The sequence below is a fragment of the Mycobacterium sp. UNC410CL29Cvi84 genome, from assembly GCF_000686745.1.
GTDB classification, from domain to species: domain Bacteria; phylum Actinomycetota; class Actinomycetes; order Mycobacteriales; family Mycobacteriaceae; genus Mycobacterium; species Mycobacterium mucogenicum_B.
Genome location: NZ_JMLM01000001.1, coordinates 235,623 through 257,962, shown reverse-complemented (window position 1 = coordinate 257,962; position 22,340 = coordinate 235,623). Strand labels below are relative to the sequence as shown.

At 69.5% G+C, this 22,340-nt stretch carries 20 protein-coding genes; 18 read left to right on the top strand and 2 right to left on the bottom strand.

The features are described from left to right. Positions 1–2 precede the first annotated feature (2 nt). The 11 genes from mqo (at position 3) to BR47_RS0101290 (ending at position 13,222) form a co-directional block, all read left to right on the top strand. Complete coding sequence (gene mqo, locus BR47_RS0101340) at positions 3–1,499, top strand: malate dehydrogenase (quinone) (RefSeq protein ID WP_029105347.1); 1,497 nt, start codon at positions 3–5, stop codon at positions 1,497–1,499. A gap of 14 nt (positions 1,500–1,513) precedes the next feature. After that, positions 1,514–1,981 carry a GNAT family N-acetyltransferase gene (locus BR47_RS0101335; RefSeq protein ID WP_020101966.1) on the top strand — a complete coding sequence of 156 codons (468 nt, stop codon included), beginning with the start codon at positions 1,514–1,516 and terminating at the stop codon, positions 1,979–1,981. Next, positions 1,981–3,828 (top strand): magnesium chelatase subunit D family protein, encoded by a 1,848-nt coding sequence (locus BR47_RS0101330; protein ID WP_029118354.1) that lies wholly within the window; start codon positions 1,981–1,983, stop codon positions 3,826–3,828. The genes BR47_RS0101335 and BR47_RS0101330 overlap by 1 nt, the downstream gene beginning before the upstream one ends. 21 nt (positions 3,829–3,849) lie before the next feature. Beyond that, a complete protein-coding gene (gene cobO, locus BR47_RS0101325) occupies positions 3,850–4,464 on the top strand; it encodes a cob(I)yrinic acid a,c-diamide adenosyltransferase (protein ID WP_029118353.1) in 615 nt (204 codons plus the stop codon). A gap of 103 nt (positions 4,465–4,567) precedes the next feature. Further along, entirely contained in the window at positions 4,568–5,950 is a 1,383-nt protein-coding gene (locus BR47_RS0101320; protein ID WP_051634546.1) for a cobyrinic acid a,c-diamide synthase CobB, read from the top strand. A gap of 22 nt (positions 5,951–5,972) precedes the next feature. Further along, positions 5,973–7,202: a uroporphyrinogen-III C-methyltransferase gene (gene cobA / locus BR47_RS0101315; protein WP_020101962.1), complete on the top strand. Its 1,230-nt coding sequence runs from the start codon at positions 5,973–5,975 to the stop codon at positions 7,200–7,202. A 55-nt stretch (positions 7,203–7,257) separates the two neighbouring features. Beyond that, positions 7,258–8,793 (top strand): MFS transporter, encoded by a 1,536-nt coding sequence (locus BR47_RS0101310; protein ID WP_051128518.1) that lies wholly within the window; start codon positions 7,258–7,260, stop codon positions 8,791–8,793. A 33-nt stretch (positions 8,794–8,826) separates the two neighbouring features. Further along, positions 8,827–10,251: an alpha/beta hydrolase gene (locus BR47_RS0101305; RefSeq protein WP_029118351.1), complete on the top strand. Its 1,425-nt coding sequence runs from the start codon at positions 8,827–8,829 to the stop codon at positions 10,249–10,251. A gap of 61 nt (positions 10,252–10,312) precedes the next feature. Continuing rightward, positions 10,313–10,729 carry a hypothetical protein gene (locus tag BR47_RS31850; protein ID WP_141772140.1) on the top strand — a complete coding sequence of 139 codons (417 nt, stop codon included), beginning with the start codon at positions 10,313–10,315 and terminating at the stop codon, positions 10,727–10,729. Between the two features lie 76 nt (positions 10,730–10,805). After that, positions 10,806–11,465, top strand: coding sequence for a 4a-hydroxytetrahydrobiopterin dehydratase family protein (locus BR47_RS0101295; protein WP_029118350.1), 660 nt, complete (start codon positions 10,806–10,808; stop codon positions 11,463–11,465). An 11-nt stretch (positions 11,466–11,476) separates the two neighbouring features. Beyond that, on the top strand, positions 11,477–13,222 hold the full coding sequence (locus tag BR47_RS0101290; RefSeq protein WP_020101957.1) for a proline--tRNA ligase: 1,746 nt from the start codon (positions 11,477–11,479) through the stop codon (positions 13,220–13,222). Positions 13,223–13,279: 57 nt separating this feature from the next. Here BR47_RS0101290 and BR47_RS0101285 read toward each other — a convergent pair whose 3' ends face one another. Further along, positions 13,280–13,753 (bottom strand): ferritin-like domain-containing protein, encoded by a 474-nt coding sequence (locus BR47_RS0101285; protein WP_029118349.1) that lies wholly within the window; start codon positions 13,751–13,753, stop codon positions 13,280–13,282. Then, positions 13,750–14,280, bottom strand: coding sequence for a hypothetical protein (locus BR47_RS0101280; RefSeq protein ID WP_029118348.1), 531 nt, complete (start codon positions 14,278–14,280; stop codon positions 13,750–13,752). Before BR47_RS0101280 ends, BR47_RS0101285 begins: the two co-directional genes overlap by 4 nt. A gap of 168 nt (positions 14,281–14,448) precedes the next feature. Here BR47_RS0101280 and rimP point away from each other — a divergent pair, with 168 nt between their 5' ends. The 7 genes from rimP (at position 14,449) to BR47_RS0101250 (ending at position 22,262) form a co-directional block, all read left to right on the top strand. Then, positions 14,449–15,003, top strand: coding sequence for a ribosome maturation factor RimP (gene rimP, locus BR47_RS0101275; RefSeq protein WP_036426523.1), 555 nt, complete (start codon positions 14,449–14,451; stop codon positions 15,001–15,003). After that, positions 15,000–16,043 (top strand): transcription termination factor NusA, encoded by a 1,044-nt coding sequence (nusA, locus tag BR47_RS0101270; RefSeq protein ID WP_020101953.1) that lies wholly within the window; start codon positions 15,000–15,002, stop codon positions 16,041–16,043. Before rimP ends, nusA begins: the two co-directional genes overlap by 4 nt. Then, positions 16,021–16,416 (top strand): YlxR family protein, encoded by a 396-nt coding sequence (locus BR47_RS32385; RefSeq protein ID WP_081831183.1) that lies wholly within the window; start codon positions 16,021–16,023, stop codon positions 16,414–16,416. Before nusA ends, BR47_RS32385 begins: the two co-directional genes overlap by 23 nt. A gap of 133 nt (positions 16,417–16,549) precedes the next feature. Beyond that, positions 16,550–19,399, top strand: coding sequence for a translation initiation factor IF-2 (infB, locus tag BR47_RS32380; protein ID WP_081831162.1), 2,850 nt, complete (start codon positions 16,550–16,552; stop codon positions 19,397–19,399). Beyond that, positions 19,400–19,876, top strand: coding sequence for a 30S ribosome-binding factor RbfA (gene rbfA, locus BR47_RS0101260; RefSeq protein WP_020101951.1), 477 nt, complete (start codon positions 19,400–19,402; stop codon positions 19,874–19,876). Then, positions 19,845–20,852 (top strand): DHH family phosphoesterase, encoded by a 1,008-nt coding sequence (locus tag BR47_RS0101255; protein ID WP_286154327.1) that lies wholly within the window; start codon positions 19,845–19,847, stop codon positions 20,850–20,852. The genes rbfA and BR47_RS0101255 overlap by 32 nt, the downstream gene beginning before the upstream one ends. A gap of 111 nt (positions 20,853–20,963) precedes the next feature. Then, a complete protein-coding gene (locus BR47_RS0101250; RefSeq protein ID WP_029118345.1) occupies positions 20,964–22,262 on the top strand; it encodes an MATE family efflux transporter in 1,299 nt (432 codons plus the stop codon). Positions 22,263–22,340: the final 78 nt, after the last annotated feature.

The following is a 22,340-nucleotide window of genomic DNA, read 5'->3' as shown; positions in this document are numbered from 1 at the left end:
ACGTGTCGAATGCAAACGTAGCTGGGAGCGCACAGACCGACGTCGTCCTCGTGGGCGCGGGGATCATGAGCGCGACCCTCGGCGCACTGATCCGGCTGCTCGAGCCGGAGTGGTCCATCACCATGATCGAGCGCCTCGACGGCGCCGCCGCCGAGAGCAGCGATCCGTGGAACAACGCGGGCACCGGCCACTCGGCGCTGTGCGAGCTGAACTACACGCCGCAGAACTCCGACGGCACCATCGACATCAAGAAGGCCGTCAACGTCAACGAGCAGTTCCAGGTGACGCGGCAGTTCTGGGCGTACGCCGTGGAGAACGGCGTCCTGCCGGACGTCAAGAGCTTCCTGAACCCCATCCCGCACGTCAGCTTCGTGCACGGTGCCGACAGCATCGATTACCTGCGCAAGCGGCGCGAGACGCTGGTGACCAACCCGCTGTTCTCCACCATGGAGTACATCGACGACAAGGACGAGTTCGCCCGCCGGCTGCCGTTCATGGCCGAGCAGCGCGACTTCAGTGACCCGGTCGCACTGAACTGGACCACCGACGGCACCGACGTCGACTTCGGTTCGTTGTCCAAGCAGCTCATCGGGTTCGCCGCGCAGCGCGGCATGGAGACGCTGTTCGGGCACGAGGTGACCAACCTCAGCAAGCAGTCCGACGGCAGCTGGAAGCTCAACGTCGTGAACCGGCGCACCGGCGACCGGCAGAAGATCAACGCCAAGTTCGTGTTCCTCGGCGCCGGTGGCGGTGCGCTGCACCTGCTGCAGAAGGCCGGTATCCCGGAGGCCAAGGGCTTCGGTGGCTTCCCGGTCGGCGGCGCGTTCCTGCGCACCGACAACCAGGACCTGACGGTCAAGCACCAGGCCAAGGTGTACGGCCAGGCATCGGTCGGCGCCCCGCCGATGTCGGTGCCGCACTTGGACACCCGCATCATCAACGGCCAGTCGTGGCTGCTGTTCGGGCCGTTCGCCGGCTGGTCGCCGAAGTTCCTCAAGCAGGGCTCGATCACCGACCTGCCGTTGTCGGTCAAGCCCAACAACCTCGCGTCGATGCTCGGCGTCGGCGTCACCGAACTGGGCCTGGTGAAGTACCTGCTCGAGCAGCTGGCCCTCAGCGAGGGTGAGCGCGTCGATTCGCTGCGCGAATTCGCCCCCAGCGCAGTCGATTCCGACTGGGAGCTGGATGTCGCGGGACAGCGCGTGCAGGTGATCCGCCGCAAGGGCATCGGTGGCGTGCTGGAGTTCGGCACCACGGTCCTGACCGCCGAGGACGGCCGGATCGCCGGTCTGCTCGGTGCGTCGCCGGGTGCCTCCACCGCGGTGCCGGCCATGATCGAGGTGCTCGAGCGCTGCTTCGGCGACCGCTACCAGACCTGGCTGCCCAAGCTCAAGGAGATGGTGCCGTCGCTGGGCGTGAGCCTGTCGGGCGAACCCAAGCTGTACCGCGAGGTGTGGGACTGGGGGACCAAGGTACTCAAGCTCGACCAGCCGGCCTGAAGCCGGGGGGTCGGATGAGCGTCGCGCCGAGGCGCAGCTGGGCCAAGGATCTCGATGCCGCAACACTTTACGAGCTGCTGAAGTTGCGGGTCGAGGTCTTCGTGGTCGAGCAGGCGTGCCCGTACCCCGAACTCGACGGTCGCGACCTATTGGCGGAGACCCGGCACTTCTGGCTGGAAAGCCCTGACGGACAAGTCATCTCGACGCTGCGGCTGATGGAGGAACATCCCGGCGGGGAGAAGGTGTTCCGCATCGGGCGGGTGTGCACCAAACGTAGCGACCGCGGGCAGGGCCACACCCTCCGGTTGATGCAGGCGGCCCTGGCCGAGGTGGGCACCTACCCCTGCCGGATCGACGCCCAGACCTATCTCGAGGACATGTACGCCCGCCACGGATTCGTCCGCGACGGTGAGGAATTTCTGGAGGACGGCATACCGCATGTGCCGATGATCAGACCGGGTCTGGGAGCGGGGCAGCAGTAGTGACCTATCCGTTCAGCGCGCTGGTGGGCCAGGACCAGCTCCGGCTGGCGCTCATCCTGTGCGCGGTGCGTCCCGATATCGGCGGCGTGCTGATCCGCGGCGAGAAGGGCACGGCGAAATCGACCGCGGTGCGTGGTCTGGCCGAAGTGCTGGCCGCCGTGGACGCCGAAGCCCGCCTGGTGGAGCTGCCCATCGGCGCCACCGAGGACCGCGTGGTCGGATCGATCGATCTGCAGAAGGTGTTGCGGGACGGCGAACATGCCTTCTCGCCCGGTCTGCTGGCCCGCGCGCACGGCGGTGTGCTCTACGTCGACGAGGTGAACCTGCTGCACGACCATTTGGTCGACGTGCTGCTGGATGCCGCCGCGATGGGCCGGGTGCACATCGAGCGCGACGGTGTCTCGCATTCGCACGAGGCGCGATTCATGTTGGTGGGCACCATGAATCCCGAGGAGGGCGAGCTGCGTCCGCAGCTGCTCGACCGCTTCGGACTCACCGTCGACGTCTACGCCTCCCGGGACGTCGACGTCCGGGTCGAGGTGATCCGGCGCCGCATGTCGTACGAGTCCGACCCGGCCGGTTTCGCCGAGCGGTACGCCATCGATGACGCCGAGCTGGCCGGCCGGATCGCCAAGGCCCGCGCCGCGGTGGCATCGGTGTCGTTGCCGGACAACGAGTTGCGCCGGATCGCAGCGCTGTGTGCGGCCTTTGACGTCGACGGCATGCGCGCCGATCTGGTGGTGGCCCGCACGGCGGTCGCCCACGCGGCGTGGCGCGGCGCGTCGGCGGTGGATGCGGAAGACGTCCGGGTCGCCGCGGAACTCGCGCTGCCGCACCGGCGCCGTCGGGACCCCTTCGACGATCCTGGTCTGGACCCGCAGCAGCTCGACGATGCCATGGCGCAGGCCGAAGCTGAATCGCAGTCCCAGCCGGAGCCGGAACCCGATCCCGACCCACCGGGCGGCGGGACTTCCGCAGACAGCTCGGAAGAGGCGGCGCCGCAAGGAAACTCGGCCGGACCCGGCAGCACATCGCGGCCCAGTGCGCCGCCGTCGGCAACGTTCCGGACCCGGGCGCTGGTCGTGCCCGGCGTCGGGGAGGGTGCTCCCGGCCGGCGGTCGCGGGCGCGCAACCGCACCGGCACCCCGATCTCGGCGACCGACGACGCCCAGGCCGGGCATGGCGTACATGTCTTCGGCACGCTGCTCGCCGCGGCCGACCGCCGGCCACAAGCCGGGCGCCTGCACGTGGCTCCCACCGACGTCCGTCATGCGATTCGCGAAGGGCGCGAGGGCAATCTGGTGATCTTCGTGGTCGACGCCTCGGGCTCCATGGCCGCGCGGGACCGCATGTCCGCCGTCAGCGGAGCGACGCTGTCACTGCTGCGTGATGCCTACCAGCGCCGCGACAAGGTCGCCGTCGTCACCTTCCGTGGCGCCGAGGCCACACTGCTGTTGCCGCCGACGTCGTCGGTGCACATCGCGAGCCGGCGCCTGGCCCGTTTCGACACCGGTGGGAAAACGCCGCTGGCGCAAGGGCTTCTGGCCGCGCGGGACGTGGTGCTGCGCGAGAAGACGCGGGACCGGGCCCGTCGTCCGCTGGTGGTCGTGCTGACCGACGGCCGCGCCACGGGTGGACCCGATCCACTGGGCCGGACCCGGACCGCCGCCGGACTCCTCGTCGCCGAGGGCGCGGCCGCCGTCGTCGTCGATTGCGAAACCTCTTACATTCGACTGGGGTTGGCGCAGCAGCTCGCGGGCCAGCTCGGTGCGCCCGCCGTGCAACTGGCGCAGCTGCGCGCCGACAACCTGGCCCGTGTGGTCCGGGCCGGGCAAGCCGCGGCGTAAGAGAACAGCAGGAAGAACGTCATGCCACAAGGACAACCGCTCGTCGTCCCCAACGACGGACTGACCACCAAGGCGCGCCGCAATGCGCCGATCCTGGCCGTGCACACCGGCCCGGGCAAGGGAAAGTCCACTGCCGCCTTCGGGATGGCGTTGCGCGCCTGGAATCAGGGCTTCGACATCGCGGTGTTCCAGTTCGTGAAGAGCGCCAAGTGGAAGGTCGGGGAGGAAGCAGCGTTCCAGACGCTCGGCCGCCTGCACGACGAGCAGGGCGTCGGGGGACCGGTGCAGTGGCACAAGATGGGCTCGGGCTGGTCGTGGACCCGCAGGCAGGGCTCCGACGAGGATCACGCCGCCGCGGCCGTCGAAGGCTGGGCCGAGATCTCGCGCCGGCTGGCCGCCGAGCAGCACGACTTCTACGTGCTCGACGAGTTCACGTATCCGCTCAAGTGGGGCTGGCTGGACATCGACGAGGTGGTGACGACGCTGACCGAGCGCCCCGGCACCCAACACGTCGTCGTCACCGGTCGCGACGCCCCGCCGCAGCTCCTCGACGCCGCCGATCTCGTGACGGAGATGACCAAGGTCAAGCATCCGATGGACGCCGGCCGCAAGGGCCAGCGCGGCATCGAATGGTGAAAGTGTCATTGACGAGCTGGGGGTACCTCCCACTCGCGAGCAGACGTAAAACTGTCGTTTTTCGCTCGAAAACGACAGTTTTGTGTCTGCTCGCGGGGGAAAAGTGACCACCGGCACCGCCACCGCCGGCGCTGCCGTCCCGGCGGTCGTGATCGCGGCACCTGCGTCGGGCAGCGGCAAGACCACCGTGGCCACCGGGCTGATGGGTGCGCTGCGCCGCGCCGGGCACACGGTGAGCGCTGCGAAGGTCGGCCCCGACTTCATCGATCCGGGCTATCACGCCCTGGCCACCGGCCGGCCGGGCCGCAACCTGGACCCGGTCCTCGTCGGCGCCGACCTGATCGGTCCGCTCTACCGGCACGGCAGCGCGGGTGCCGACGTCACCGTCATCGAAGGCGTCATGGGCCTGTTCGACGGCCGGATCACCGATCAGCCGATGTCCCCGGCGCCCGGGTCGACCGCCCACGTCGCCGGGCTGCTCGGCGCACCGGTGGTGCTGGTCGTCGACGCCCGGGGGCAGAGCCAGAGCATTGCCGCACTGCTGCACGGCTTTTCGACGTTCGACCGAGCTGTGCGGATCGCCGGGGTGATCCTCAACAAGGTGGGCTCACCGCGGCACGAAGAGGTGCTGCGGCAGGCCTGCGAGCAAGCGGGCATCCCGGTTTTCGGTGCCATCCCGCGCAACAGCGGTCTGGAGATTCCGTCGCGGCACCTCGGCCTCGTCACCGCCGTCGAGCACGGCCGCCGGGCGCATGAGGCCGTCGACGTCATGACCGAGCTCGTCGCCCGCCACGTCGACATCGAAGCGGTGGCCCGGTGTGCCGGGATCGGCGCACTCGCACCGCAGTGGGCTCCCGAGCTGGAGTCCGGTCCGCCCGCGACCGTCGCGCTCGCCGCCGGCAAGGCCTTCAGTTTCGGGTACGCCGAGCACGCCGAACTCCTCGAGATGGCGGGCGCCCGGGTCGTGGCCTTCGATCCGCTCACCGACCCGCTGCCGGACGGCACGCAGGCGCTCGTCATACCGGGCGGTTTCCCCGAGCAGTTCACCGCGGAACTGTCGGCCAATGCCGTTGTCCGCGAACAGATTGCCGCGCTGGCGGCCGCCGGCGCACCGGTGCATGCCGAGTGTGCCGGCCTCACCTACCTGGTCGACGACCTCGACGGGCACCCGATGTGCGGCGTGCTGCCGGGTTCGGCGCGCTTCACCGAGCGGCTGACCCTGGGGTACCGGGATGCCGTGGCGATGGTCGACTCCAGCATGCACGCCGCGGGGGAGCGCGCCACCGGTCACGAATTTCACCGCACCACAGTCGAATTCACCGAGCAGCAGCCGCCGGCGTGGGTTTTCCGGGGCGCCGGGCAGGCCACCGTGCACGACGGGGCCGTCCGCGGCGGCGTGCACGCCGGCTACCTGCACACCCATCCGGCTGCGCATCCGCACTCGGTGCGTCGGTTCGTATCGGCGGCAACTAAACTCGCCGGGTGATACTGCGCACGCGAGGAGCAAAATGACGTCCCAGCATGCCTACCTCGTGGGGCTGCATCTGTCCGGCAAGAAGGTCGTGGTCGTGGGTGCCGGCAGCGTCGCCCAGCGCCGCTTGCCGCTGCTCATCGCCAGTGGCGCCGACGTCCACGTCGTCGCGCCCGCCGCCACCCCGGTGGTCGAAGCACTCGTCGACAACCCCGACGGCACCGGCATCACCCTCACCTCGCGGGAATTCCAGACCGACGATCTGGACGGCGCCTGGTACGTGCTGGCCGCGACCGACGACGAGGCCGTCAACGCCGCGGTGGTCGCGGAGGCAGACCGTCGCCGTATCTTCTGCGTCCGCGCCGACGCGGGCCTGGAAGGGTCGGCGGTGACCCCGGCGTCCTTCGAATACGACGGCCTGACGGTCGGCGTGGTGGCCGGCGGCGAACACCGGCGCTCGGCGGCGCTGCGCACCGCCATCCATGAGGCGCTGCAGCGCGGCGCCATCGGCGACGCCTCCGAACCCGACAGCTACAGCGGTGTGGCGCTCGTCGGCGGTGGCCCGGGGGACCCCGAGCTGATCACCGTCCGCGGCCGCCGGCTGCTCGCCCATGCCGACGTGGTGGTCGCCGACCGGCTGGCCCCGCAGGAACTGCTCGCCGAACTCGGTCCGCACGTCGAGGTGATCGACGCCGCCAAGATTCCGTACGGCCGGGCGATGGCCCAGGACGCGATCAACGCCGTCCTGATCGACCGGGCCAAGGACGGCAAGTTCGTGGTCCGGCTCAAAGGCGGCGACCCGTTCGTCTTCGCGCGCGGTTACGAAGAGGTGCTGGCGTGCGCCGACGCGGGCATTCCGGTCACCGTCGTACCTGGTGTGACCAGTGCCATAGCCGTTCCGGCCCTCGCCGGTGTTCCCGTCACCCACCGGGCCGTGACCCATGAGTTCGTGGTGGTCAGCGGGCACGTCGCGCCGGGACACCCGGAATCGTTAGTGAATTGGGACGCACTGGCCGCGATGCGCGGCACGATCGTGTTGCTGATGGCCGTCGAGCGCATCGAACTTTTCGCCAAGGTTCTGCTGCAAGGCGGCCGACCTGCGGAAACACCGGTGCTGGTGGTCCAGCACGGGACGACGGCGGCGCAGCAGACGCTGCAGACCACGCTTGCCGATGCGGCGGAGGACATCCGTTCGGAGGGCATCCGACCCCCCGCGATCATCGTGATCGGGGATGTGGCGGCCTTCGCAGGGTTAAAGAAATCTTAAGATTACTGTAAGGTAGCTTTCCATGACGGCTCTCAACGACGCTGAGCGCACCGCCATGGCACACAGCCGCCGCGAACCGCTCACGATTCACGTGGGGCAAACCGAGGACGAACGAAAGAGCTGGTATCCAGCTTGGCTTCCGTCCCCCCGCTTCCTTTCCGCGGTCATCGCCATCGGTGGCATGCAGCTGCTGGCCACGATGGACAGCACCGTCGCCATCGTTGCCCTTCCTAAGATTCAGGACGAGCTCGGCCTTTCCGATGCCGGCCGCAGCTGGGTGATCACTGCTTATGTGCTGACCTTCGGTGGTCTGATGCTGCTCGGTGGCCGCCTCGGCGACACCATCGGCCGCAAGCGCACCTTCATCGTCGGTGTCGCGCTCTTCACCATCGCTTCCATCCTGTGCGGTGTCGCGTGGGACGAGACGACCCTGGTCATCGCCCGGCTGCTGCAGGGTGTCGGTTCGGCGATCGCCTCGCCGACCGGCCTGGCGCTCGTCGCCACCACCTTCCCGAAGGGCCCGGCCCGCAACGCCGCGACCGCGATCTTCGCGGCCATGACCGGCGTCGGCTCGGTGATGGGCCTCGTCGTCGGCGGCGCGCTGACGGTGTTCTCGTGGCGCTACGCGTTCCTGGTGAACGTGCCGATCGGCCTCGTCATGATCTACCTGGCCCGCACCACCCTGACCGAGACGTCCCGCGAGCGCATGAAGCTCGACGCGGCCGGCGCCATCCTGGCGACCCTGGCCTGCACCGCGGCGGTGTTCGGCTTCTCGATGGGCCCGGAGAAGGGCTGGATGTCCCCGCTGACGCTGGGCTCCGGCGCCGCGGCGGCCGTGCTGTTCCTGGCGTTCCTGTTCGTCGAGCGCAGCGCTGAGCACCCCGTCGTTCCGTTCAGCCTGTTCCGGGACCGCAACCGCGTGGCCACCTTCGCCGCGGTCTTCCTGGCCGGTGGCGTGATGTTCACGCTGACCGTCCTGATCGGCCTGTACGTGCAGGACATCATGGGCTACAGCGCGCTGAAGGCCGGCATCGGCTTCATCCCGTTCGTCATCGCGCTCGGCATCGGTCTGGGCCTGTCGTCGCAGCTGGTGGCGATGTTCTCGCCGCGCGTGCTGGTGATCGCCGGCGGTGTCCTGGTGCTCGCCGCGATGATCTACGGCTCCACCCTCAATGGCGGTATCCCGTACTTCCCGAACCTCGTCATCCCGATCACCGTCGGTGGTTTCGGCATCGGCATGATCGTGGTGCCGCTGACCGTCTCGGCCATCGCCGGCGTCGCGCTGAGCGACATCGGCCCGCTGTCGGCCATCGCGCTGATGCTGCAGAACCTGGGTGGGCCGGTCGTGCTGGCCGTCATCCAGGCCGTCATCACCTCGCGCACGCTGTACCTCGGCGGGACCACCGGTCCGGTCGCCAAGATGAATGCCGCGCAGCACACGGCGCTCGACCACGGTTACACGTACGGCCTGCTCTGGGTCGCTGCGGTGGCGGTGATCGTCGGTGTGGTGGCGCTGTTCATCACCTACACCGCCGACGAGGTTGCGGCGGCGCAGGACACCAAGGAAGCGCTGGACGCCGGAGAGCTGTAGCTCGATCTCGACGTAGCTTCCTGGAGGATCGGCGTGCCTTCGTTCGTCACCCATGCGTCGCTGACGCATGGGTGGCTTCCGTTTCTGATCCAGCTACTGACTTTCGCGGTGCTGTGCTGTGCGGTCGGGCGACGGTCGCGGCAGTGGAGCATCAGCCGGCTGCCGTGGGCGCTCGCCGTCGGCGTCGCGTGCGCGGCCGGCTTGTACTGGTACATCACCTCGCTCGGTATCGCCGGTGACCCGGCCCCGGTACTGCTGTGGATCTGGACGGCGCTCGGCGGGTTCGCCGCCACGGTCCTGATCCTCGGCTGGCGCGGATCGCCCTGGCGGCGCCGCGGGGTGGCCCTGCTCGCGGTGCCCCTGTGTGCACTCTGCGCACTGCTGATGATGAATGTCTGGGTCGGATACTTCCCGACGGCGTACGTGGCGTGGCACAAGTTCACCGTCGGCAAGGTGCCCGACGAGGTGGACCGATGGACGGTCACGGCCATGCAGCTCAAAGGCATCCGGCCGCCGCGCGGTGTCGTGGTGCCCATCTCGACCAGCTCGCAGGAATCGAACTTCACGCACCGCGCCGAACTCGTCTACCTGCCACCGGCATGGTTCGCGAGCAATCCGCCGCCGCAGCTGCCGACGGTCATGATGATCGGCTCGCAGCTCAACACCCCGGCGGACTGGATCTGGGCCGGCAATGCCAAGGCCACGATCGACAACTACGCGGCCGCCCATGGCGGTGAGGCGCCGGTGTTCGTCTTCGCCGATGCCACCGGCTCGTTCAACAACGACACCGAATGCGTCAACGGCAGCCACGGCAATTCGTCGGTCCACCTGACCAAAGAGGTCGTTCCGTATCTGATCTCGAACTTCGGCGTCAGTCCCAAGCCCGAGAATTGGGGCATCGTCGGCTGGTCCATGGGCGGCACCTGCGCGGTGCAGCTCACGACGCGCCATCCCAACCTGTTCAGCGCATTCGTCGACATCGCCGGGGACCTGAGCCCGAACATCGGCAGCAAGGACCAGACCATCGCCAAGCTCTACGGGGGTGACGCGGCCAAATGGGCCGAGTTCGATCCGAGCACCGTGATGCGGCAGTACGGCCGGTACCACGGCATCTCCGGGCTGTTCGAAATCCCCGGGACCGTCGCGGCCTGCCACGCACCCGGCCCCGGTGTGCCGCGCGATGCGCGCGCGAACCCGGAGGGCCAGGACATCGCGGCCGGCACCTTGTGCGAAATCGCCCAGCAGCACGGCATCAACGCCGACATCCGGGCGCTGCTCGGACTTCACGACTGGGGCTTCGCCAATGAGGCCTTCGCGGATTCACTGCCGTGGGTGGCAGGCAAGCTGCGCACGCCGGGAGCCGCGGCACCGTCCGGCCGGCCGAGCGCGCCCGGTACGGCGACCACCTCGAATGCCGGCGGTGGGGCAGCCGGCCCGCACGCGGTCCCGACGCTGTAGCTGGCCGTCGGCTTCATCGCCCGGTGGCCGGCGCTCCAGGTTTCACTGCTATTGATGGTGCATGACTGCAATGCGAGCCCGAGCTGTGATCGTGGCGGCTGTGCTCGCCGCGATGGTGATCACCGGATGCCAGCGCCCGCCGGCTCCCGGGCCACAGGCCGGTGCGCTGACGGGCGCCCCGATCCTCAACACCGTCACCGCGCAGGCCGTGGTGCGGGACATGGGTGCCGCGGGCCTGCCGGTGGCCAACCCGCGGGATGCGGCCAAGCAGAAATGCCCCGACATCAAGTGCATCGAGGCCATCGAGACCGACACCGTCACGGTGCTGGTGTTCTCCACGACCGGCGCTGCCGAAGGCTACGCGGGGGCGACGCCGGGCACTTTCCAGGCGATGAACATCGTCCTGAAGTTCGGCCCGACGGTCAGCGTGACGGACAAGACCGCGTACGAGCAGGTGGTGAACAAAGCGCTGCTCTGAGGGCGTCTCACGCGCCGCAGTGCTATGCATGAGGCATGACCGCCAGGGGGTATGACATGGTCGCGGGGGCCGAATCATGATGCGGCGGCAGGACATTTCGGATGCGGTGACCCCGCTGGGGTGGCGTCTGGTGCTCGGCGCGGTCTACACGGAAGTGCCGACGGCCGGTTTGGGCACTGCGGCGGCACTGGCCGCCGCAGTGGTCGAGGGGACCGGCCCAGAAGCGCAGGGACACTTGACCCTCGACGTACGGGCCGACCGTGTGGTGTTGCGCTTGCGCTCGGCCGACGGGGTCACCGCGCACGACATCGCGTTGGCACGCCGCATCTCTGAATCGCTCGCCGAGCGCGGCGCGGCGACCACGCCGGGCGGCGTTTCCGTCCAGGCGATCGAGGTCGCGATCGACGCCATCGACATCCCCGCGGTGCGCCCGTTCTGGAAGGCTGTCACCGGCTACGTCGACGAAGCGGGGCCGTCGGATCTGAGTGGGGGACTCGTCGATCCTGCCGGCCGTGGCCCAGCCTTGTGGTTCCAGCAGATGGATGTGCCACGGCCGCAACGCAATCGCATCCACCTCGACGTCGACGTCCCGCACGACCAGGCGTCCGCGCGCATCGCGGCGGCACTGGCGGCGGGCGGCGTGCTGCTCAGCGATCGGGAGGCGCCGGCGTTCTGGGTGCTCGCCGACGCCGAAGGCAACGAGGTGTGTGTCTGCACCTGGCAGGGCCGCGATTAAGCTGGCCACCCGTGATCACCCGCATGTCCGAGCTGTTCCTGCGCACGCTGCGCGACGACCCCGCCGACGCCGAAGTGCCGAGCCACAAGCTGCTGATCCGGGCCGGCTACGTCCGCCCGATCGCGCCCGGCCTGTACAGCTGGCTGCCGCTGGGCCTGAAGGTGCTCCGCAAGATCGAGGACGTCGTCCGCAGTGAGATGAACGCCATCGGCGCGCAGGAGATCCTGTTCCCGGCGCTGCTGCCGCGGGCCCCCTACGAGGCCACCGACCGTTGGACCGAGTACGGCGACAACCTGTTCCGCCTGCAGGACCGCCGCAAGAACGACTACCTGCTGGGGCCCACCCACGAGGAGATGTTCACGCTGACGGTCAAGGGGGAGTACTCGTCGTACAAGGACTTCCCGCTGCGGCTCTACCAAATCCAGACCAAGTACCGCGACGAGGCGCGTCCGCGCGCCGGCATCCTGCGCGGCCGCGAGTTCATCATGAAGGATTCGTACTCGTTCGACATCGACGACAGCGGACTCAAGGACGCTTACCACGCCCACCGCGAGGCCTACCAGCGCATCTTCGACCGGCTGGCGGTCAAGTACGTCATCGTGTCCGCGGTGTCGGGTGCCATGGGCGGTAGCGCCTCCGAGGAGTTCCTGGCCGAGAGCGAGGTCGGCGAGGACACCTTCGTGCGCTGCCTGCAGTCCGGCTACGCGGCCAACGTCGAAGCCGTCGTCACCGCGGTTCCCGAGTCGCTGCCGATCGAGGGCCAGCCCGAGGCCGTCGTCTACGACACGCCTGACGCCCCGACCATCGCCACCCTGGTCGAGTGGGCCAACACCGCTGACCTCGGCCGCGAGATCACCGCCGCGGACACGTTGAAGAACGTGCTGCTGAAGGTGCGCCAGCCGGGCGGCGAGTGGGAACTGCTGGGTATCGGTGTGCCCGGCGACCGCGAGATCGATGAGAAGCGCCTGGGCGCGGCGCTCGAGCCGGCGGAGTACGCGCTGCTCGACGACGCCGACTTCGCCGCCAACCCGTTCCTCGTGAAGGGTTATGTGGGTCCGAAGGCGTTGCTGGAGAACGGTATTCGATTCCTGGTGGACCCGCGCATCGTCGACGGTTCGTCGTGGATCACGGGCGCCGACGAACCCAACAAGCACATCGTCGGCATGGTCGCCGGCCGTGACTTCGTGGCCGACGGCACCATCGAGGCCGCCGACGTCCGCGACGGCGACCCCTCGCCCGACGGCGCCGGACCGCTGGTGTCGGCGCGCGGCATCGAGATCGGGCACGTCTTCCAGCTGGGTCGCAAGTACACCGACGCCTTCAGTGCCGATGTCCTGGGCGAGAACGGCAAGCCGGTGCGGCTGACCATGGGCTCCTACGGCATCGGGGTGTCGCGCATGGTCGCGGTGATCGCCGAGCAGCACCACGACGAGCTCGGTCTGCGCTGGCCGTCGTCGGTGTCGCCGTTCGACCTGCACCTGGTCATCGCCAACAAGGACGCCGAGGCCCGCACCGGCGCGACCGAGCTGGCGGGCGAACTCGACCGCCTCGGCCTCGACGTGCTGCTGGACGACCGCACGTCGTCGCCGGGCGTGAAGTTCAAGGACGCCGAGCTGCTGGGTGTGCCGTGGATCGTCGTGGTCGGCCGCGGCTGGGCCGACGGCACCGTCGAGCTGCGCAACCGCTTCACTGGCGAGAAGACCGAAGTGCCGGTCGACGGCGCCGCGGCGGCGATCACGGCCGCGCTGGCGGGGTAGGCCTCGTTGTGCCGCGGATTGCGGTCACCAGGTGACTGCGATCCGCGGCGTTGACGTCTAGGACTGCTCGGCGCCGCCGGGGAACGCCACGACGGCCGGCGTCACGCCGAGGGCCGCGCGCCACCGGGCGGCCAGCACCGCGCAATCGGTGAGGGCCTTCACGGCCAGGGTCCGGTCCTCGGTGGTGGTGGCCTGCTCGGCCACGGCGCGCCACGCGACGGCGGTGTCCTCTTCCATCTGCAGCGCCAGTTTGCTCGCGTCCGCCGGGTTGTTCGCGTCGATGGGGAGCTGATAGCCCGCGGCCGGCAGCGGAGCCGGCACCGATCGTCCGGCCAGCGCGGTGATGCCGGCTTCGCGGTTGGCGCGGTGCTTGGCCATGGCCTCGGCCACCAGATCGTTGACGTCCGGCGTGGTGTGCGCCGACACCAGGCCGTAGCCGTAGATGGTGCCGTGTTCGGTGGCGATCGCGTCGTACAGCGCGGCGTCGGCGGCGCTGCCCGGGCGGGTCGGGGTGGGTTGCGGGCTGGTCATGGCGCGGCCTGTCCGGCGAGGGTGACGGTGTGTGCCGCGGTGCACGCGGCGGCGATCGAGGCCAGCAGCCCGGCCCGGTAGCCCGATTGGCCGGCCGCGGCGCGGCCCGCACTGTCGGCGGCCTGTTCCAGCGCCGCGACGACTTCCTGAGGTGCCGGGGGTGCCGGCGGCGGGGTGGCGCCAGGCGTCGGCGAGGTGGTGGCGGAGGTCTCGGTGGTCGACGACGGTGCGGCAGACGGCGGGTTGCCCATCCGGGTCAGTTCGTCGGACAGCGCGCGGGCGTGTGCGTCCCGGAGTGCCGCGACGGCCGTCAGCGCCGGCGCCAGCTGCGGCGGTACGCCGGTGACGGCGGACGTGGCCAGCTGACTGTCGTGGCGGGCCCGGTCGAGTTCGGCGGTCAGGATGTCCAGGGCAGGATCGCGCTGCGGTGCCGACCCGCAGGCCGACGCCGCGCCGCCGAGCAGCGCCAGAGCTGCCGTGCCCAACAGGACACGCCGTCGGCTGACGGTGGTTTCGGTGTGCGGCACAGGCACATCCTGCCATTGCGGACAGCGGCCATCGGGCACCGCGGCGCCGGATGTTCTCCGGTGCCGCGATCGCGATTGCCATTCGGCCATGCGCTGCTGGCGTATCGTTGGTACCGGGTTCACCCTTCTGGGGGCCCTGTCCGCACAACTCAAGATGAGGAGCTCGCCGTGGCCCGGGACACGCCGGAACGACCGCTGCCACCCAGTCGGTTACCGACCACAGGCCAAGTGCTTGAGCTGCTCAGCAGTGCTTTTGCGGACGCCGGATACGACATCGAAGATGTGCGGGTCGACGCTGCCAAGCGACCTCCGCGCATCGTCGTGGTGGCCGACGGCGACTCGGGTCTTGACCTCGATGCCGTCGCCGACCTTTCCCGCCTCGCATCCGAGCTGCTGGACCAGGTGGCCGCCGATTCCGAGCCGTATGTGCTGGAGGTCACCTCGCCCGGCGTGGAGCGTCCGCTGACCGCGGAGCGGCACTACCGTCGCGCCCGTGGTCGCAAGGTCGCGCTGACCCTGGCCGACGGCACGTCGCTGACGGGCCGGCTGGGCGAGCACGACGGCAGCGCGATCCAACTGGTCGTCGCCAACCGCGGAGTGCTGTCGGTGCAGACCGTCGCGCTCGCGGACATTACGAAAGCTGTTGTACAGGTTGAATTTTCACCACCCAATCGCCGGGAACTGGAGCTGGCGGGTATGACCGGAGAGGGGGCCGACGGATGAACATCGACATGGCGGCACTACATGCCATCGAAGCGGACAAGGGAATCAGCGTCGACGTCGTCGTCGACACGATCAAGACGGCGCTGCTGACCGCGTACCGCCACACCGAAGGGCACGAGCCCGACGCGTACATCGACATCGACCGCAAGTCGGGCATCGTGCGGGTGATCGCCCGCCAGACCGACACCGACGGGACCGTCATCCACGAGTGGGACGACACCCCCGAGGGATTCGGCCGGATCGCGGCGACCACCGCGCGTCAGGTGATCCTGCAGCGATTGCGCGACGCGGAGAACGAGAAGAACTACGGCGAGTTCTCGGCGCGTGAGGGCGACATCGTCGCCGGCGTCATCCAGCGCGACGCCCGGGCCAACGCCCGCGGTCTCGTGGTGGTGCGGGTCGGCACGGAGGCCAAGGGCTCCGAGGGCGTGATCCCGGCCGCCGAGCAGGTGCCGGGGGAGAGCTACGTGCACGGCGACCGCGTGCGCTGCTACGTCGTCGGGGTCACCCGCGGCGCCCGCGAACCCGTCATCACGCTGTCGCGGACCCACCCGAACCTGGTGCGCAAGCTCTTCTCGCTGGAGGTCCCCGAGATCGCCGACGAGTCGGTCGAGATCGTCGCGGTGGCGCGTGAGGCCGGGCACCGATCCAAGATCGCCGTCGCGTCGCGGGTGCCGGGGCTGAACGCCAAGGGCGCCTGCATCGGCCCGATGGGTCAGCGCGTGCGCAACGTGATGAGCGAGCTCTCGGGCGAGAAGATCGACATCATCGACTACGACGAGGACCCGGCGAAGTTCGTCGCCAACGCCCTGTCGCCGGCCAAGGTCGTATCGGTGACGGTGATCGACGAGGCACAGCGCGCGGCACGCGTCGTGGTGCCCGATTTCCAGCTGTCGCTGGCGATCGGCAAGGAGGGCCAGAACGCCCGCCTGGCGGCGCGTCTCACCGGTTGGCGCATCGACATCCGCAGTGACGCCGACGGTCAGGGTGCGGACGCCGGTGGCCGGTCGGCAGGCCATGGCGGCGGCCGCGACCGCTGAGCAAAAACCCGCAGTTACCGGCGGCGTGTCGGGGCCGAGACCGCGATTGAAGTTCAAGGGCCCCGAGACGGTAGACTGCACTGTGATCCAGCGCGAGACTCCGACAGCTCCGGTGCGTACCTGCATCGGCTGCCGGAAACGAGAGCTGGCCGTCGACTTGCTTCGAGTGGCAGCTGTACGCGACGGGGACGGTAAATGCGCCGTCTCGGTCGATTCAGCGGGTAGCCTGCCGGGTCGGGGTGCGTGGTTGCACCCGGTTCAGCAGTGCCTCAACGCGGCAGTTCGGCGGCGAGCATTCGCCCGAGCGTTGCGCATCACCGGTTCGCCGGACACCTCTGCGGTCGAAGAGTTCTTCAGTGCCTTACCCGCCTGACGAACCCGGAACACCACAGCAAGAGAACAGGTAGCGAAGAACATGAGCACACCGTGAAGTCCCGATGACCATGCGTCATAGCTAAACCGAGGCGCGGCCTACCCACCGCTGACGCCTCACGACGAGGAGAGAAGTGGCAGCAGGTAAGGCACGCGTACACGAGTTGGCAAAAGAACTCGGTGTCACCAGCAAGGAAGTGCTCGCCCGACTGAGCGAACAGGGCGAATTCGTGAAATCTGCGTCCTCCACTGTGGAGGCGCCCGTCGCACGCCGGTTGCGTGAGGCGTTCGGCGGCGGCAAGCCCGCCAAGTCCGACGCACCGGCTCCCGCGGCCGCCAAGCCGTCGGGTGCCCCGAAGCCCGGCGCACCCAAGCCGGCTGCCGTCGCGGCACCTGCCGCGCCTGCGCCCGCGGCCCCGGCCGCGGCTGCTCCGGCACCCGCAGCACCCGCACCGGCGGCTCCCGCTCCCGGTGGACCCAAGCCGGGCGCACCCCGGCCCGCGGCTCCGCAGCCCCAGGCCCCGGCTCCCGCAGAGCCCGCCGCTCCGGCAGCGTCGGCCGCCCCGGCCGCTCCGGCTCAGCCGCGTCCGGCCACCCCGGGCGCGACCCCGGGTCCGCGACCTGGCGCCCCCAAGCCGGCCCCGCGAGCTCCGCGCGTCGGCAACAACCCGTTCTCTTCCCAGCAGCCGGTCGAGCGCCCGGCCCCGCGTCCGGCTCCCGGTCCCGGTGGCCCGCGTCCGGGTCCCGGCGCCGGTGGACCCCGTCCGGGCGGTGGCCCGCGTCCGGGTGTCACGCCCGGCAACATGCCCCCGCGTCCGCCGGGTGCCCGTCCGGGTGCCGTCGGTCGTCCGGGTGGTCCGCGTCCCGGCCCCGGTGGCGGTCCGCGTCCCGGTGGTGGCCCTCGTCCCGGCGGTGCCGGTGGCGGCGGTAACTACCGCGGCGGTGGCGCCGGCGGTGGTGCAGGTGCCGGTGCCGGTGGTGGCTTCCGCGGTCGCCCCGGTGGCGGCGGTGCTCCCGGTGGCGGTGGTCCCGGTGGCGGCGGCGGTCGTCCCGGTCAGCGCGGCGGTGCCGCGGGTGCCTTCGGGCGTCCCGGTGGCGCACCCCGTCGTGGCCGTAAGTCGAAGCGCGCAAAACGCGCCGAATACGAGAACATGCAGGCCCCGATCGTCGGTGGCGTGCGGTTGCCGCACGGCAACGGCGAGGTCATCCGCCTCGCTCGCGGCGCGTCGCTGAGCGACTTCGCCGAGAAGATCAACGCCAACCCGGCTTCGCTGGTGCAGGCGCTGTTCAACCTGGGCGAGATGGTGACCGCCACCCAGTCGGTGGGTGACGACACCCTCGAGCTGCTGGGCAGCGAGATGAACTACGTCGTGCAGGTCGTGTCCCCGGAGGACGAGGACCGCGAGCTGCTCGAGTCGTTCGACCTCACCTACGGCGAGGACGCCGGCGACGAGGACGACCTGGCCAGCCGGCCGCCGGTGGTCACCGTCATGGGCCACGTCGACCACGGTAAGACGCGACTGCTCGACACGATCCGTAAGGCGAACGTCCGCGAGGGCGAGGCCGGTGGCATCACCCAGCACATCGGCGCCTACCAGGTGCTGACCGAGCTGGACGGCAACGAGCGTCTGGTGACGTTCATTGACACCCCGGGTCACGAGGCGTTCACCGCCATGCGTGCCCGTGGTGCCAAGGCCACCGACATCGCGATCCTGGTGGTCGCCGCCGACGACGGCGTCATGCCGCAGACGGTGGAGGCCATCAACCACGCTCAGGCCGCTGATGTGCCGATCGTGGTGGCGGTCAACAAGATCGACAAGGAAGGCGCGGATCCGCAGAAGATCCGGGCGCAGCTGACCGAGTACAACCTGGTGGCCGAGGATTACGGCGGCGACACCATGTTCGTGGACATCTCGGCCAAGCAGGGCACCAACATCGACGGCCTGCTCGAAGCAGTGCTGCTGACCGCGGATGCCTCGCTGGACCTGCGGGCCAACCCCGACATGGAGGCCCAGGGTGTGGCCATCGAGGCGCACCTGGACCGCGGTCGCGGCCCGGTCGCCACGGTGCTGGTGCAGCGCGGCACGCTGCGCGTCGGTGACTCGGTGGTCGCCGGCGACGCCTACGGCCGCGTCCGCCGCATGGTCGACGAGCACGGCGAGGACGTCGAAGAGGCGTTCCCGTCGCGTCCGGTCCAGGTCATCGGTTTCACCTCGGTGCCCGGCGCCGGCGACAACTTCCTGGTCGTCGACGAGGACCGCATCGCCCGGCAGATCGCCGACCGGCGCAGCGCGCGCAAGCGCAATGCGCTGGCCGCACGTTCGCGCAAGCGCATCAGCCTGGAAGACCTGGATTCGGCGCTGAAGGAAACCAGCCAGCTGAACCTGATCCTGAAGGGCGACAATTCGGGCACCGTCGAGGCGCTCGAGGAGGCCTTGATGGGCATCCAGATCGACGACGAGGTGGAACTGCGCGTCATCGACCGCGGTGTCGGTGGCGTCACCGAGACCAACGTCAACCTGGCGTCGGCTTCGGATGCGATCATCATCGGCTTCAACGTCCGTGCCGAGGGCAAGGCGACGGAGCTGGCGAACCGCGAGGGCGTGGAGATCCGGTACTACTCGGTGATCTACCAGGCCATCGACGAGATCGAGAGCGCGCTCAAGGGCATGCTCAAGCCGGTCTACGAGGAGAAGGAGCTCGGCCGCGCCGAGATCCGCGCCATCTTCCGGTCGTCGAAGGTCGGCAACATCGCTGGTTGCCTCGTGCAGTCGGGCATCATGCGGCGTAACGCCAAGGCCCGCCTGTTGCGTGACAACATCGTCATCGCCGAGAACCTCACGGTGTCTTCGCTCAAGCGCGAGAAGGACGACGCCACCGAGGTGCGCGAAGGTTACGAATGCGGTCTGACGCTGACCTACAACGACATCAAGGAAGGCGACGTCATCGAGACGTACGAACTCGTCGAGAAGGCTCGTACCTAGGTGGCCGATCCAGCACGCGCCAAGCGATTGGCCAAGCGTATTTCGACGATCGTCGCTTCGGCGATCGAGTACGAGATCAAGGATCCACGGCTCGACGGCGTGACGATCACCGATGCCAAGATGACCGGTGATCTGCACGACGCCACGCTGTACTACACGGTGATCGGGACCAGCCTCGACGAGGAGCCGGACTACGCCGGCGTCGCGGCTGCCCTGGAGAAGGCCAAGGGCGCGTTGCGCACGAGAGTCGGTGCGGGAACCGGGGTTCGGTTCACGCCCACACTGACTTTCGAGCGCGACACCGTGCCGGATGCGGCTCTGAAGATGGAGGAGCTGCTGGCCCGGGCCCGTGCCGCCGACGAGGACGTGGCTCGCATCCGCGAAGGTGCCAAGCACGCCGGTGACGCCGATCCGTACCGTGTGGTGGGGGACAGCGATTCCGAGGATGCAGGTGACGGCGATCGAACCGACGACTGAGATTCGGCCGCAGGGCGCGCGGGTTGACGCGCGCGGTGCGGCTGATCTGCTCGGTGCGGTCGAGAGCGTGAGCGTGGTTGCCCACGTCTACCCCGACGCCGACACCATCGGAGCGGGCCTCGCGCTCGCATTGGTGCTCAGCGAGGCCGGTAAGGATGTGCAGGTCGGTTTTGCCGCCCCTGCAACCGTGCCGGAATCGCTGCAGACGCTGCCCGGCGGGCACCTGCTGGTGCCGCCGGACCAGATGCGTCCGGACGCCGACCTGGTGGTGACCGTCGACATCCCGAGCGTGAACCGTCTCGGGTCGCTGGCGAAGCTGGCCGATCCCGGACGGCAGGTGCTGGTGATCGATCACCACGCCTCGAACCGGTTGTTCGGTACCGCGAATTACGTTGACCCGTCGGCAGATTCGACCACCATGCTGGTGGCCGAGCTGCTGGACGCCTGGGACAAGCCGATCGAGCTGCCGGTGGCGCATTGCCTGTACGCCGGCCTGACCACCGACACGGGCTCGTTCCGGTGGGCCAGCGCCCGGGCCTATCGGCTCGCGGCGCGGCTGCTCGACATCGGCGTCGACAACGCCGCCGTCAGCCGCGCGCTGCTCGACACGCACCCGTACTCGTGGCTGCCCATGCTGTCCCGCGTGTTGTCGACGGCGTGCCTGGTGCCCGAGGCCGCCGGAGGTAAGGGCCTGGTGTATGCCGTTGTGTCGCACCAGGAATACGCGGCGGCGCGCTCGGAAGAGGTCGAGAGCATCGTGGACATCGTGCGGACCACGTCCGAGGCCGAGGTGGCTGCGGTGCTCAAAGAGATCGAGCCGGGGCAGTGGTCGGTGTCCCTGCGGGCCAAGACCGAGATCGACGTGTCGGTGCTCGCGAGTTCGTTCGGCGGCGGCGGCCACCGGTTCGCGGCCGGCTACTCACCGACCGGAACCGCCGACGACGTCGTCGCGGCCCTCGTCGCCGCGCTCTCCTAGCCGGCCCTTGCCCGTGCCAGCCCCCTTCCCGCGAGCGGCCGTGTTTGTACGCCGACACGCCGTCTTCGGCGTGCACCTTCGTGCCGCTCGCGGCCGGCGAGCGTGCGCGTCATGACCACCGAGGTCACCGGCCGGCTCATCGCAGGCCTCGCCTTCCCTGCCCTAGGGGTGCTGGCCGCCGAGCCCATCTACCTCCTGCTCGACACTGCGGTCGTCGGCCGACTCGGCGCGCTGCCGTTGGCGGGCCTGGCGGTCGGCGGCCTGATCCTCAGCCTTGTCGGCTCGCAGCTGACGTTCCTGTCGTACGGCACGACGTCGCGGTCGGCCCGGAGCTTCGGCGCCGGTGACCGGGCCGGTGCGGTCGGGGAGGGCGTGCAGGCCACCTGGCTGGCGCTGGCTGTCGGCGTGCTCATCGTGGTGGTGGTGCAGGCGTTGGCGCCCTTTCTGCTCACGGCCATCGCCGGGTCACGGGGCGGCATCGCCGAGACCGCACTGCCGTGGCTGCGTGTCGCGATCTTGGCCGTACCCGCGATCCTGATCTCCATGGCCGGCAACGGCTGGCTGCGCGGTGTGCAGGACACCGTCCGGCCGCTGCGGTATGTGCTTGTCGGCGTGGGTATTTCAGCGGTGCTGTGTCCGGTGCTGGTCTTCGGGTGGCTCGGGCTGCCGCGGCTCGGCCTGACCGGATCGGCGGTAGCCAATCTGGTGGGGCAGTGGATCGCCGCGGCGCTGTTCGGGTATGCGCTGCTGTCCGAACGGGTTTCGCTGCGACTGCGGCCCGACGTGCTGCGCGCGCAGCTGACCATGGGCCGCGACCTGGTGCTACGGTCCCTGGCGTTCCAAGTGTGTTTCCTGTCTGCCGGCGCGGTCGCGGCCCGGTTCGGTGCGGCCGCCGTCGCCGCCCACCAGGTGGTGCTGCAGCTGTGGAATTTCCTTGCGCTCGTGCTGGATTCGCTGGCCATCGCGGCGCAGTCACTCGTCGGCGCGGCCCTCGGCGCGGGGGAGTCGGCGCATGCCAAGGCGGTGGCGCGGCGCGTGACGGTCTATTCGGCGGCCGCGGCGACGGTGCTGGCGGCGGTTTTCGCAGTGGGCTCCGGTGTGCTGCCGGCAGTGTTCACCGCGGACCATGCGGTGCGGGATCAGATCGGTATCCCGTGGTGGTTCATGGTGGCCCAATTGCCCATCGCGGGAATCGTTTTCGCGCTCGACGGGGTGCTGCTCGGCGCCGGTGACGCGAAGTTCATGCGCAACGCCACCCTGATCAGCGGGCTGGTCGGCTTCCTGCCGCTGATCTGGTTGTCGCTCGCCTTCGGGTGGGGCCTCGCCGGCATCTGGTCCGGGCTGACCACGTTCCTGGTGCTGCGGCTCGTCTTCGTCGGCTGGCGCGCGCTGTCCGGCCGCTGGGCGTGAGCAGGGCGCCCGAAAGGCGTCGTCACCCACCTCTCGCGAGCGGCCATGTCTGCACACGACACGCCGTGGTTCCCGTAC

Coding starts and splice junctions, on each gene's coding strand:
- BR47_RS0101250 (WP_029118345.1), top strand. CDS start 20,964: ATGACCACCGAGGTCACCGGCCGGCTCATCGCAGGCCTCGCCTTCCCT.
- BR47_RS0101310 (WP_051128518.1), top strand. CDS start 7,258: ATGGCACACAGCCGCCGCGAACCGCTCACGATTCACGTGGGGCAAACC.
- BR47_RS32385 (WP_081831183.1), top strand. CDS start 16,021: ATGGCGGCGGCCGCGACCGCTGAGCAAAAACCCGCAGTTACCGGCGGC.
- BR47_RS0101255 (WP_286154327.1), top strand. CDS start 19,845: ATGCAGGTGACGGCGATCGAACCGACGACTGAGATTCGGCCGCAGGGC.
- BR47_RS0101335 (WP_020101966.1), top strand. CDS start 1,514: ATGAGCGTCGCGCCGAGGCGCAGCTGGGCCAAGGATCTCGATGCCGCA.
- nusA (WP_020101953.1), top strand. CDS start 15,000: ATGAACATCGACATGGCGGCACTACATGCCATCGAAGCGGACAAGGGA.
- BR47_RS0101295 (WP_029118350.1), top strand. CDS start 10,806: ATGATGCGGCGGCAGGACATTTCGGATGCGGTGACCCCGCTGGGGTGG.
- BR47_RS0101285 (WP_029118349.1), bottom strand. CDS start 13,753: ATGACCAGCCCGCAACCCACCCCGACCCGCCCGGGCAGCGCCGCCGAC.
- BR47_RS31850 (WP_141772140.1), top strand. CDS start 10,313: ATGACTGCAATGCGAGCCCGAGCTGTGATCGTGGCGGCTGTGCTCGCC.
- cobA (WP_020101962.1), top strand. CDS start 5,973: ATGACGTCCCAGCATGCCTACCTCGTGGGGCTGCATCTGTCCGGCAAG.
- cobO (WP_029118353.1), top strand. CDS start 3,850: ATGCCACAAGGACAACCGCTCGTCGTCCCCAACGACGGACTGACCACC.